Origin of the sequence: Halorubrum hochsteinianum (assembly GCF_023702125.1) — an archaeon.
In the GTDB taxonomy this organism is placed as follows: Archaea; Halobacteriota; Halobacteria; order Halobacteriales; family Haloferacaceae; genus Halorubrum; species Halorubrum hochsteinianum.
In genome coordinates, this window is record NZ_CP098415.1 from 1,867,335 (window position 1) to 1,880,180 (window position 12,846).

Genomic DNA, 12,846 nt, shown 5'->3' on the forward strand with positions numbered 1-12,846 from the left:
GCGCGGTCGCCGGCGGCCTCCGGACCGCCCCGAACCTCACCATCGATCGGACGCGAGGGAACCTCTTTATCGGTGACGCGCGTGGATCGAGGCATGTCAACCGAGGCCGACTTCGGGGAGCGGCTAGAGGCGCAGACCGCGGCGTACCTCGACCGGATCGACGACTGCGTCGCCCTCTTACCGCGGGTCCTCGACGAGTACGCGGCGGACGGGCCGTACCGCGACACGGTCGACGAGATAGCCGCCGTCGAGAGCGAGTGCGACGACCTCGTCCGCGACCTCAGGACGCTCATCACGGACGCGGGGCCGGACGACATCGGACTGTTGAACACCCGGATCAACTTCAACGAGTCCGCCCTGCTCGACTTCTACAACGAGTTGGACGTGGTCGCGAACCACACCGAACGGATCGCTCAGGAGGTGGCGATGATGCGCCCCGACCCGGGCGTCGACGCCTTCGACGACATGCGCGAGATGGCCGCCCGGATCGCCGAGATGGTCGCGGTCCTCGACGACGTGGTCGAGGGGTTCGTCAGGGGGTTGGCGCGCGCCGACGCCACGGAGACGCTGACCGAGGGGATCGAGGCGATCCGCGAGTTGGAGAGCGAGTGCGACGACCTCCGCAACGACGCGATAGCGACCGCGTTCGCCGACGAGGCGGTCGACCAGCCCCTCGTCTACCGGGAGCTGGCGATCCTGCTGGACGAGCTCGCCAACGCGGCCGAGGACCTCACCGACCGGATCGTCGTGATCGCGAGCAAGGAACCGGGCATCGTGGCCGAGTCGGCGTCCGACGCGGACGAGAACTAAACGCCTCGGCGCTGCCTCACCGCTCCGTCACCGCCGCGCCCACTCCAGCATGCGCGCGTAGAACGGGTCGGAGCCGAGCGCGTCGGCGTCGCCGACGATCGTCAGCTGCTTTTTCGCCCGGGTGAGCGCCACGTTCACCCGGCGGTGGTCCTCGAAGATCGGACCGTCGAGGTCGCCGGTCGCGACGAGGGAGACGACGATCACCTCCTTCGAGGAGCCCTGGAAGCGGTCGACGGTGTCGACGGTCACGTCGGTCCGGCGGCCGATCTCCGCGACCTGCGCGCGGAACGGCGCGATCACGCCGATGTCGTCCGGGTCGACGCCGGCCGCGACGTAGGCGTCGACGACCGCGGCGACGCGCTCGGCCTCCCGGACGTTCCGGTTCCCGTCGCGCTCGCCGTCGGGGTCGACGAACCCCACCCCGCCGGTCAGTTCGGGCGCGAGCGCCTCGGCGTCGACGCCGAGGTCCGCGAGCGTCTGCCCGGCCACCTCCGGCGTCGCGGGCCGGAGAGCGCCGTCGTAGAACTCCGCGGAGGCGAACGCCTGAATGCGCTGGCTCATCCGGTACTGGCGGTCGAGCATGACGCTCGCTTCCGGGTACGCGTCGATGAGCCGCTCGAACAGCGAGGTGCTCAGGTCGTTCTCGGCGCGGACGACGGGCGGGAGCTGCTCGTGGTCGCCGACGAGGACGAACCGGTCCGCGAGGTTGATCGCGGCGTGCGTGCCCGGCTCCGTGAGCTGCGAGGCCTCGTCGACGAGGGCCACGTCGAACTCGCACTCGCGCATGACGCGGGAGCCGCAGGCCGCGGTGGTGGCGGCGACGACCGGCGCGTCGCGCAGCTCCGCCGCCTTCGCGTTCGGGTCGCCGCGCTGGACGAGCCGCACGTCGCGCATGTCGTCGCGGACGCCGGTCTCGGTTCCCACGCGAAGCACCTCGTCGAACCCCTGATCGCGCAGGGCTTCGAGGGCGTTGTCGACCGCGCGGTTCGTGAACGCCGACAGCAGCACCCGGTTCCCCTCCGCGACCAGCGCGCGGATCGTCCGCGCGATGGTGTACGTCTTCCCGGTGCCGGGCGGCCCGTGGATCAGCGCGCAGTCCTCGGCGTCGACCGCGAGTTCGACCGCCTCGTTCTGGGCGTCGTTGTTGCCGATGTAGGCGTCGGGGGCGTCCGGGTCGCCGCCTCCGGGACTCCCGGCCGGGCGGTCCGCGGGGTCTCGAAAGGCGGGCTCCCGCCGGCCGAACAGCACGTCCTTCCGCGACTCGCTCCCCTTCAGCACCGCGTCGTGGAGCGCGGTGAGCGAGCGGTCGACGGAGATCTCGGAGGGGTACACGTCGAGGCGGCGCAGTTCGACCGGCTCGTCGGCCTCGACGACGACCTCGTCGCCCCCGAGTTCGACGATCCGGCCGAGTTCGGCGTGCCCCGAGACGGGGTCGCCGTCGTTCGCGAGCGCCACGTCGCCCTCGCGGAGCTTCGAGACGGCCTCGCCCGGCTTGCGGGCGCGCAGCTCCCACCGGGCGTCGTCGATCTCCGCCTGTCCGGCCGGCTCCAAGCCGATCAGCGCGCGGTCGTCCGCGGCGCGCTCCTCGGGCGTCTGCTCCCACAGCTTCCGGTACTCCGCGTGGGTCTCGCGGCGCTCCTCCTCCAAGGCGACGTAGAAGCGGTCGAAGTAGTCGCGCTCCGCGTCCGGGACCGGCGTCCCGATCTGCCCCGCCTTCGACTCCTGATCGAGCCGGCCCGAGACGACCATACAGGCGTCCTGCTCGAAGCAGTAGCTACAGGTCGCGTCCGCCTCGTATCCCGTCGGCACCGTGGGGCGCTCGCCCGGGTCGTTGAGCGCGCGCCACTCCATCGCCGCGAGGGCGTTGCGCTCGCGGACGACGAACTCCAGGAACCCGCGGCCGACGGTGAACTCCTTGGCGGGCGCGAGGTCGCCCGACTCCTCGTTGCGGTCTAAGGCGGTGTTCTTCGTGTACAGCAGCGTCCCGATGTCCGGGTCGACGCCGCGCTCGTCTAACATTAGGGCGTAGCAGGCGGCCTGTACCTTGTCGTGGAACCGCGGCTCGCGCTTCGTGTTCTTCCCCGTCTTCAGTTCGACGGGGGTGCCGCGCCGTAAGGCGTCCGCCCGGCCCTTCAGGCCGAACGTGGGCGAGATGAGGGTGTACTCCGAGCGCCACGTGTCCTCGTCGGAGAGCGTCCCCTGCGCGAGCCACCCCTCGACGGCGGCGGCGTTGCGGCGGACCTCGTCTTCGACCTCCTCGCGCTCGTACCCGAGCAGGCCGAGTTCCAGCCCGGCCTCGTCGACGCGGTCGGCGATGGACGCCTCCAGGTCAACCCCGCGCAGCAGGTCGCCGAACACCTCGTGGACGATGGTCCCCTTGACGACCGGGTAGTTGAGCGGGATCCCGGAGAGTTTGTTCAGGTAGTACATCCGCGGGCACTGCACCCACGACCGGATCCCGGTCACGTCGACGAGGAAGTCGGGCTCGAGGACGACCCACGACTCGTCGGTCGTCGCGTACCCCGTCTCGCCGCGGTACTCGTCCTCCTCGGCGTCCGTGACGAGCAGTTCCATCCCGGTCTCGGCGTGTTCGGCCGTCTCAGTCCACTTCCCCCACACCGTCACGTCGACCGGGTCGCCCGCGCCGCGGTCGGGCCGGACCCGCACCTCGCGGAGGTCGCGCTCGCCGTACGACGTCGACACCGTCCGCGCCTCTCCCACGGAGACGATCGGCCCCCGAACGTTCACGCTCCCGCTCGGCGGCCGCGGCGAAAAACGCTGTCGGTGGGTGCGTCGGTCGACGCGCGCCGACCTCGGCCCCGTCCGACGACCACCCCGTCACGCCGGTACCGGTTCGGTCGCCGACGGCATCCGGTCAGGGCGGTGCGACACGAACGAAAACGGACGGTCCGGGCCGGATACGGCCTCACAGCACTTCGAGGAAGACGAGCAGCCACCAGACGTAGCCGCCGGTGAGCACGAGCGCGGTGAGCAGTTCGAGGACGCCGACGTACGTCTCACCGTGGGTCCGGCGGAACGCCTGTACGAGTTCCACCCGGCTCCAGATCGGCATCAGCGGCTCCGGGACTATCTCCCCGAGACCGCCGGCCTGCTCCATGGACTCCTCGGCGACCGCCTCGGGAGAGGAGTCGTCGCTCATTGGCTCGCCCCCCTCCCGAACGGAAGCGTGAGCCCGCGGATCATCACCTTCTCGGCCACGAAGACGGCCGCGAAGACCGCGATACCGGCGATCTTCACGCCGTTGTTCGGGAACACCATGATGAGGAGTCCGAGCGCCGCGACCAGCGCCCGCGTCCCGATCTTGCGCCCGGGACGCATTTTGAACGGGTAGTTCAGCCCGTAGATGATCGCCACCGCGCCGAACAGCACGAGCAGCCCGACGTACAGCGTGTACGCCCCGACGTCCATCGAGATCAGCCCGGGGTTGTAGACGAACGCGACCGGGAGGACGAAAAGCGGCGCGGCGATCCGGATCGCCGCCCCGCAGGTCCGCCAGAAGTTCGCCTCCGCGATGCCCGCGGCTATCACCGCGGCCGTCGCTACCGGCGGCGTGATCCCCGCGAGGATGGCCGCGTAGAACATCGTGTAGTGGGCGGTGATGGGCGCGACGTTGAAGTCGGAGACGAAGGTCGGCACGATGAGGATGGCCACGATGACGTACGCGGCGACCGTCGGCATGCCGACGCCCATCAGGATGGCGACGCCCATCCCGAGCAGCACCGCGAACAGCAGCACGCCGCCCGAGATGTTGATGAGGAGCAGCGCGATCTTCGCCGGGATCCCCGTGGTGCTGAACAGGTTCACGACGCCGCTGATGACGACCAGGATGATCGCGATCGGTGCCAGGATGACCGCGCCGCGGCGGAACCCGTGGACGGTGTTCCCGATCTCCTCGGCGAACTTCGCGAGCGGCCGGAACCGGAGCAGCGACGCGGCGACGCGCCGGAACGGCGCGGCGACGGCCCCCGCGACGCCCGCGGTCGGCCCGCCGACCTCGACGTCGTCCGGGTCCCGCAGCCACGACTTCAGGCCGACCACGCACTCGTAGCCGCGCTGGGCGGTCGGCATCGCGACGCCCGTGATCGTCATCGCGACGACCGTGTACAGCGCGGAGGTCATCACGGTGTACTGGACGACGCCGAGCAGGTAGATGAGTATCGCGAACGGGACGCCGAACCGGAGCGCCTCGAACACCTTCTGTCGGTTCGTGAGCGTCTCCTCGAAGAACTCGGAGAACTCCATGTCCTGACTGCTGGCGTCGGAGATGGCGAGGTAGTGGACCGCGATGGAGATGGACGCCACCAGGATCGCGGCCGGGACGAGCCCCGCGACGACGATGTCGAGGTACGGAACGCCGAGGTACGACGCCATCACGAACGCGGACGCCCCCATCACGGGTGGGAGCACCTGCCCGGAGGTGGAGGCGACCGCCTCGATGCCCGCCGCGCGGTGGCCCTCCATGCCGGCCTCCTGCATCGTCGGGATGGTGAACGACCCCGTCATCGCCGCGTTGGCGGTGTAGGAACCGTTGATCGATCCGATGACCGCCGAGGAGAGCACGGCCGTCTGCGCGATGCCGGACTCGATGTACTTCGCGGCCACGATGGCGACCCGCAGGATGAGTTCGAACGCGCCGTACGCGAACAGCAGCCCGGCGTACAGCAGGAACGGGGCGATCCACGAGGCCGTGATCTGCGTCAGGCTCCCGTAGAACCCGTACAGGTCGGTCACCGTCGCCTGAAGCAGCGTCGCCTGGTTCATCCCCGCGTGTCCCAACACGCCGGGCACGAGGTTCCCGAACATCGCGTAGCCGAACACGGCGAAGATGAGCCCGAGGAACACGTTGCCGAACTCGCGCCACGTGAGGTACATCAGCGAGAGGACGACGAGCCGCGCCAGCATGTACTCGTGTTCGAGCGCGTACCCCTGCCGCTGGAGGTACACGTCCTCGAAGTTCAGGGCGAAGAACGCCGAGGCGGTCATCAGCGCCAGCGACGCCGGGATCAGCACCGCACCGTCGATCCAGTCCCCGTCGCTGATGGCGAGCCGCGTCTCGTTGAGCGCGTACACGGTGAGGATGCCGCCGACGAACGCGGTGGCGTACCGCACCTGCGAGATCGCCTGCGTCTGGGCCCAGTAGAGCACCCCGGCCCAGAACAGCAGCGCCGCCACCGTGACGGTGACGTCGAGCCCGCGGAGCAGCCCGGACTCGGGTTCCGCCGAGGCCGTCTCCGCGCTCATCGGTGCCGGCCTGCGCTGTGCGAGACGTTCGTCCGCCCGGGCGTGGTGAATAGTGTCATGATTGTGTCTGGGTCGTCGGTTGCGTGTTCGGTGGTTTTAAATTATTGATCAGTACGTCCCACGAAACGGGGGGAGAGCCGGTTCGACGACCGATCAGGCGCTGTCGCCCTCGGTCAGGCTGTCGTCCCACGCGTCATTGTCCCGGTAGTACTGTACCGCGCCGCGGTGGACCGGGATGTTCTCGCGCGCCGACCCGAGCATATCCTCGGTGGACCCGAAGTCGTTGAACTGCTCTTCGCCCTCGTTGACCGTGTCGTTGTGCTCGTCGACGACCCGACACAGCTCGTAGACGGCGTCCGGGTTCGCCTCGGGGTTGAACGTGTAGTTCACCTCCAGGTTCCAGTGGAACACCTCGTCGGTGCCGATGTCGGCGTCGGCGATGGGCCAGTCCTCGTAGCTCGTGGTGCCGGTCCCCGCGCCGTCGTACGACTCGGCGGACTCGATGAGCGCGTCTGTCGGCTCGACGTAGTGGACGTCGACGCGGGAGGCGATCTCCTGAACGAACCCGGTGTACCGCACGCCCGGCGTCCCGTACGCGATGGTCGCGTCGATGGTGCCTTCCTCCATCGCGCCGGGCGCGGAGTCGACGCCCTGATTCTGGATGTTCATCTGGTCGAACACGTCTGCGGTCGGCTCCTGCGACCACACGTCGAGCGTCGTCGCCCGCGTCGAGTACCCCGGCTCGGCGGGGTAGACGTTCGCGCCGGCGAGGTCGTCGAACGTCTCGATTCCCGTCCCGTCGCGGGCGATGACGTAGATGCTGTACGGGAACGCGTAGAACCCGTACTGCGGGATCCGCTCGACCGGCTGGTCGGAGAACGCCCCGGTCTCGCTGAGCGCCTTCGACAGCGAGTTGTTGTCGGTGATCCCGGCGTTGAACTGGTTGTTCGCCATCCGGCGGATCGTCCCGATGTACCCCGGGCTCTCGATGGTCGAGTAGCTCAGGGTGTCGCTCTCCTGACTCACCGCGCGCTCTACGGCCAGTCCGACATCCTGAGTCCCGCCCGCGGACGTCCCGACGCGCAGCGAGAGATCGCCGCCGCCGTCGTCTCCGTCTCCGCCGTCCATTCCATCGCCGCCGTCACCGCCGTCGCCGCCGCCGCTACAGCCCGCGAGTCCGGTTATCCCCACTACCCCCGTGCCGTACAGGAACTTACGCCGATCGATCGAATTATCTGTCATGCTCAACCGAGTACTTTCGGTCGATCATTAACAATGTACCTGTTTATTTCAGTTCAAACGGCCGGGATTCCCGCGGACTCGACGCCCGTCTCACACGGACGCCGCGTCAGTCGGCAAGCGTCACCGTCACGGGGCAGTCGGCCGCGAGCACCACCGACTGAGCGGTGCTCCCGAACAGCACCTTCCCGGTGGGGCTTCGGCGTCGTCCGCTCACGGTGACGTTGTCCGCGTCGATCTCCGCGGCGACCTCGACTATCACCTCGGCCGGGTCGCCGTGCTCCCGCCGTCTGGTGGTCGAGACGCCGGCCTTCGCGAGCCGGTCCGCGACGACGTCGACGGTCTCGGGATAGTTCTCCTCGTTCCACACGTCCTCGGAGTCGACGCGGCCCCCCTCGCCGCTGGCCTCGAACCCCTCGTAGACGTTGAGGATCACCGCCTCGACCGCCTCGGCGGCGTTCGGAAGCGACGCGACGGCGTCCGCGGCGGCCAGCGCTTGGCCAAGATCCGTGCTGACAGGTAACAGGACGCGGTACATGTCCGCACCTAACCGAACAACGGCTAATAAAGATGGCCGCGGGCTCCGGACGCCGCTACCGCGTCACCGGCGCGCTCACGACCCCGACCTCCTCGACGACCGCCCGCACCTCGTCGCCGGGCTCGATCGGCGCTGCGCCGGGCGTCCCCGTGCTGAACAGGTCGCCCGGCTCCAGCGTCATCACGTCGGAGTGGAACGAGACGATCTCCGCCGGCGGGAACAGCATGTTCCGGACCTCGTTTTCGGCCCGGACCTCCCCGTCGACCTCGGTCCGCACCGAGAGCCCCTCTAAATCGAGCGGCTCCTCCGGCACCGCGAGCGCGTGACCGGGCACGAGGAACGTGTCGTAGCTCTTCGCCCGCGTGAGGAAGCGCGGATTCCGCTGGAGCACGTCCTCCGCGGTCATGTCGATAACGGGGAGGAAGCCCGCGATCACGCCCTCGACCTCGCCTTCGGCGACGTTCCGACACGTCCGTCCCATCACGACCGCCAGCTCCGCCTCGGCGGTCACCCGCTCGCTCTGCGACTCCGGCGGGAGCCGGATCGGCCCGCCCGGTCCCGTCAGGACCGACGACGGCTTCATGAAGCTCGCCGGCTCCTCGGGGCGCTGCTCGTCGAGGTCGCCGGCGTGCTCCTCGTAGTTCAGGCCGATGCCCCACAGCTTCCCGAACGACGCGAGCGGCGCGCCGAACGACAGGTCTGCCGCGGGGACAGGGTCGGCGGTCGCGTCGCCCACGTCGCCGAGCGTTCCCGCGGCCGCCCGGGGGAGCGCGTCGCGGACGCTCTCCGCGTCCGGTTCGACCGCGCCGAGGGGGACGTACCCCTCGTCGTCGCCGAGCAGTGGGTCGCCGGTCGCCGTGCGTGCGAGGTACTTCACCGCGCGTTCGCCCCCGTCATGGCGCGTTCGCTCCGTCCATCGGTTACTGCTCCCGGTCCGTCCAGAAGTCGAACGAGCGCCCGGGCGCGAACACGTCGAGGCCGACCGCGCGCTCGTCGCCGGTGTTCTCGACGCGGTGGGCCTCGTTGGACTCTAAGAGGACGGAGTCGTTCTTCTGAAGCGTGACCGAGTCGTCCTCGGTCGCGACCGTGAGTTCGCCCTCCAGACAGAGGCACACCTGCTCGTTCTCGTGGTCGTGCATCGGCGAGCTGTGTCCCGGCGGCTTCTCGAACCACTCGAAGGAGAATCGGTCGCTGCCGGCCATCGAGACGCGCCGCCAGCCCTCGTCCGGCTCGTAGCTCTCCGCGTCGTCGAACGCGACCGGCCTCATAGGTTCGCTCCGGTCGCCCCCCCGTCGATCGGCAGCGCGGTGCCGTTGACGAAGCCCGACTTCGGCGACGAGAGGAACGCGACGGTGTTGCCGAGCTCCATCGGGTCGCCGATCCGGTCGAGCGGGTTGCCCGCCCAGTCGCCGAGCCCCTCCTCGTAGGAGTCGTACTCGCCGCGCTCGACGGCCGCCTCGACGAGGTCTCGGATCCGGCTCGTCTCGTGGGGGCCCGGCAGGACGGCGTTGGCGCGGACCTCCGGGGCGAACTCCTTCGAGAGCGTCTTCTCCAACCCGATGACGCCCATCCGGACCGCGTTCGATAGCACGAGGCTGTCGAGCGCCTCCTTCACGCTGCGGGACGTGATGTTGACGATGGTGCCGCCGTCGCCCTCCTTGAGGTGCGGGTACGACTCCCGCGCCAGCCGGACGACGCTCATCACGAGCAGGTCGTAGGCGTGCTGCCAGTCCTCGTCGTCGGTGTCGAGGAACGCGCCCGACGGCGGGCCGCCGGCGCTCGTCACGAGGTGGTCGATCGTGCCGAACTCGTCGACCGTCGCCTCGACGAGCGCCGCGATCTCGTCGGCGTCGGTCAGGTCGGCCGAGTGGGCGACGACCTCGCCCGTCGCGACCGCCTCGACCTCCGACTTCGCGTCCGCCAATCGCCCCTCGTCGCGGCCGTTGATGACGACGTTCGCGCCCTCCCGCGCGAGCGCCTTCGCCGATGCCTTGCCGAGTCCGCTGGACGACGCCGTGACGAGGGCCGCGTTCCCGTCGATCCCTAGGTCCATGTCTCTCCCGTCCCGAGGCCGGCGTGAAAACGTTTTCCTGTAGGCAAACGACGGGAGCCCGGATCGGGCTCTGAAACCGGTCGCCGGGCGTCTCAGGGCTCCGATCCGCCGCCGATCGGCTCGTCGATCACCGCGGTCCCGCCCTCGAACGACACCGCCTCGCGGCCGAGCACCCTCGCCGCCTCCGGGAGGTCATCGACCACGGCCTCCGAGACCAGGTACTCCCCGAGGTCCTGCGTGTTGCGGATCCAGACGACCCGCGCCGTCTCGGGGTTGTACCCGCCGAGCGCGGCCAGCGCGGTCCGGACCGCGAACTCGTCGTCGGGTGCCACGACGGGGAGCTTCGACTTCGCGAGCGACCCGCTGGTGAGCGCGTTCGCGTACGTCTTCTTCAGATCGAGGTCGTCGACGGCCGCCCGCCGGGTGAGGTCGGCGAGCCCGATCCCGTTCCCGTTCCCCTTGGTCGCGTCCGTGAGCCCCCGCACGTAGATGATGTCGATATCGGGCGTCTCCGGGTCGGGCGCGTTGAGCACGCGGTAGCGGCCGATGACGTTCGTGTCCATGCCCGCGCCCGAGATCTCCTTGCCGATCTCGTCGACGACGAGCAGGTCGACGTCGTCGACGGGCAGCGTCGGCATCTCGTCGTACGCCCGTTCCAGCAGCTCCGGCTCGCGGTCGAGGAAGGAGCCGACGGGGACCGCCTCCAGGTGTCCGATCTCCTCCTCGAAGTTTTCGACGAGCGCGATCCCGCCGACGATCGGGGTCTCGCGCTCGATGACGTCGAGCGCGGCCGTCAACGTCTCGACGTACCCCTCGGCGATCGCCGTCGAGTGGAACGCCTTCGCGCCGCGCTGCTTACCGAGCCCGACGACGGTCATCTTCGCGAGCCCGCTCTCTACCTCTCCGGTGAAGTTGGTGTGGGCCTTCACGCGGTTGACGACGAGGACCGCGTCGGCCGCGAGCGCCGCCTCCGAGAAGTACACCGCGAGGTCGGCGTCGCCAACCGGGACCGTCGCCAACTCCGCGGCCGCCATGCGCGCGTCGATGGGCGCGCCGACGGACGCCTCGGTGATCCCGAGCGACGCCAGCACCTCGCGCTGCCCCTCGGCGGTCGCGCCGCCGTGACTGCCCATCGCGGGCACCACCACCGGGTCGAGGCCGCGCTCGGCGACCCGCTCGACGACCGCCGCCGCGACCTCGTCGACGCGGTCGATCCCCCGGCTGCCGACGCCGACGGCGACGGTCGCGCCCGGGTCGAGCCCGTCGAGGTCCAGCGCGTCCACCGCCTCGCGCGCCGCTCCGACCGGGTCGTCGAGCCGCTCCGTCTCCGGTTCGTACCGGACCCGCGCGAACTCGGGGAGCGGCTGCGGATCGATGAGGTCGTCGACCGCGGAGCGATCGGGGAACTCCATGCCGGCCCCTCGCGGCGACGGTACAAAAACTGCGGGTCGCCTCACCCGACCCGACGGAATCCCGCGGGAGCATTGCCGATACAGCGGTTTACTTGTACCCGTGTGACACCGAACCACGCATGCGGATCACCGAAATCGAGTCGGTCCCGGCCGAGCCACCGCCGGGGTCGCCCGCCTGCCGCTCCGACCGGACGCTCGCCGACCGGACGCTCACCGACCGGAGACGCGCCCGCGACGTTCGCCGACGACCGATCGCCGACGCGACACAGAGGCACCCATGAGAGACTACTCGGGCCAGACTGACACCCGCGACCCGGACCGAGACGTACGGATCACCGGCCTCGACGCCTGCGTCGTCGAGGGGAACTTCGAGTGGAACCTGATCAAGGTGGAGACCGACGCCGGCGTTACCGGCATCGGCGAGGCGTACCGCGGCGGCGGGGTCCCGGAACTCGTCGAGTACACGAACCGGTTCCTCGTCGGCGAGAACCCGCTCGACGTCGAGCGGCTCGTCCGCTACATCTTCCAGGAGATGTCGGGCCACGGCGGCACGACCGGCAAGGTCGTCACCGCGGCCTCCGGCATCGAGATCGCGCTGCTGGACGCGGCCGGGAAGATACTCGGACTCCCCGTCTACCAGCTGCTCGGCTCGAAGTACCGCGACGAGGTCCGGCTCTACTGCGACTGCCACGCCGGCGAGGCGTACGCGGTCGAGGACGGCGCGACCGACTACGCCGAGGCCGAGGCGTACACGCCCGAGGCGTACGCCGCGGAGGCGGCCCGGGTCACCGACATGGGCTTTTCGGCGCTGAAGTTCGACCTCGACCTCCCGGCGGACAACGAGAACGACCCGTACAACGGGCGGCTGACGAACGCCGCGATCCGGGAGAAACGCGAGATCGTCGCGGCCGTGCGCGACGAGGTCGGCCGCGACGTCGACCTCGCGTTCGACTGCCACTGGGACTACTCCGTCGAGAGCGCGAAGCGGCTGGCTCACGAGCTCGAGGAGTTCGACCTGATGTGGTTGGAGGACCTGATCCCGCCCGAAAACATGGACGCCCAGAAGGAGGTGACGAGGGCGACGCGGACGCCGGTGGCGACCGGCGAGAACCGCTTCCGCGTGTTCGAGCTGTCCGACCTGATCTACGACCACGGCGTCGACGTCGTCACCCCCGACCCGGCGACCGTCGGCGGGCTCACGGAGACGATGCGGATCGCCGACCGCGCCGAGGAGAACTACGTCCCGATGTCACCGCACAACGTCTGTAGCCCCGTCGGGACGATGGCCTGCGTCCACCTCGGTGCGGCCACGCCGAACTTCGACCTGCTGGAGTACCACGCGCTGGAGGTCGACTGGTGGGAGGACCTGCTGGCGCGCGACGAGCCCCTGATCGAGGACGGTCGCATCGCCGTGCCGGAGACGCCCGGCCTCGGGATCGAACTCGACACGGAGGTCGTCGAGGAGCACCGCCTCGACGGGACCGCCGGATTCTGAGCGCTCACCCCGGGAATATACTTATTTATCCTTGGCA

Annotated in this window: 11 protein-coding genes; 2 read left to right on the top strand and 9 right to left on the bottom strand. The window is 69.7% G+C overall.

What is annotated here, in order from left to right; genetic code table 11:
• The first annotated feature begins 93 nt into the window (after positions 1-93).
• Entirely contained in the window at positions 94-810 is a 717-nt protein-coding gene (locus tag NAF06_RS09375) for a DUF47 domain-containing protein (RefSeq protein ID WP_008584013.1), read from the top strand.
• 27 nt (positions 811-837) lie between these two features.
• On the opposite strand, the gene NAF06_RS09380 is transcribed toward NAF06_RS09375, so the two are convergent.
• The 9 genes from NAF06_RS09380 to NAF06_RS09420 form a co-directional block, all read right to left on the bottom strand.
• Positions 838-3,558 carry an AAA domain-containing protein gene (locus tag NAF06_RS09380; RefSeq protein ID WP_008584012.1) on the bottom strand — a complete coding sequence of 907 codons (2,721 nt, stop codon included), beginning with the start codon at positions 3,556-3,558 and terminating at the stop codon, positions 838-840.
• Positions 3,559-3,736: 178 nt separating this feature from the next.
• Positions 3,737-3,970 carry a hypothetical protein gene (locus tag NAF06_RS09385; protein WP_008584011.1) on the bottom strand — a complete coding sequence of 78 codons (234 nt, stop codon included), beginning with the start codon at positions 3,968-3,970 and terminating at the stop codon, positions 3,737-3,739.
• On the bottom strand, positions 3,967-6,072 hold the full coding sequence (locus NAF06_RS09390; protein WP_008584009.1) for a TRAP transporter permease: 2,106 nt from the start codon (positions 6,070-6,072) through the stop codon (positions 3,967-3,969). Before NAF06_RS09390 ends, NAF06_RS09385 begins: the two co-directional genes overlap by 4 nt.
• A 153-nt stretch (positions 6,073-6,225) precedes the next feature.
• Positions 6,226-7,314, bottom strand: coding sequence for a TAXI family TRAP transporter solute-binding subunit (locus tag NAF06_RS09395; RefSeq protein WP_049908756.1), 1,089 nt, complete (start codon positions 7,312-7,314; stop codon positions 6,226-6,228).
• A 106-nt stretch (positions 7,315-7,420) separates the two neighbouring features.
• Complete coding sequence (locus NAF06_RS09400) at positions 7,421-7,849, bottom strand: universal stress protein (RefSeq protein ID WP_008584005.1); 429 nt, start codon at positions 7,847-7,849, stop codon at positions 7,421-7,423.
• 55 nt (positions 7,850-7,904) lie between these two features.
• Positions 7,905-8,726, bottom strand: coding sequence for a fumarylacetoacetate hydrolase family protein (locus NAF06_RS09405; RefSeq protein WP_008584004.1), 822 nt, complete (start codon positions 8,724-8,726; stop codon positions 7,905-7,907).
• Between the two features lie 43 nt (positions 8,727-8,769).
• Complete coding sequence (locus NAF06_RS09410) at positions 8,770-9,117, bottom strand: cupin domain-containing protein (RefSeq protein ID WP_008584001.1); 348 nt, start codon at positions 9,115-9,117, stop codon at positions 8,770-8,772.
• Entirely contained in the window at positions 9,114-9,902 is a 789-nt protein-coding gene (locus tag NAF06_RS09415) for an SDR family oxidoreductase (RefSeq protein WP_008583999.1), read from the bottom strand. Before NAF06_RS09415 ends, NAF06_RS09410 begins: the two co-directional genes overlap by 4 nt.
• 92 nt (positions 9,903-9,994) lie before the next feature.
• A complete protein-coding gene (locus NAF06_RS09420; RefSeq protein ID WP_008583997.1) occupies positions 9,995-11,314 on the bottom strand; it encodes a nickel pincer cofactor-dependent isomerase, group 22 in 1,320 nt (439 codons plus the stop codon).
• Between the two features lie 277 nt (positions 11,315-11,591).
• On the opposite strand from NAF06_RS09420, the gene NAF06_RS09425 reads away from it, so the two are divergent.
• Positions 11,592-12,809: a mandelate racemase/muconate lactonizing enzyme family protein gene (locus NAF06_RS09425; RefSeq protein ID WP_008583994.1), complete on the top strand. Its 1,218-nt coding sequence runs from the start codon at positions 11,592-11,594 to the stop codon at positions 12,807-12,809.
• The last annotated feature ends 37 nt before the right edge of the window (positions 12,810-12,846 follow it).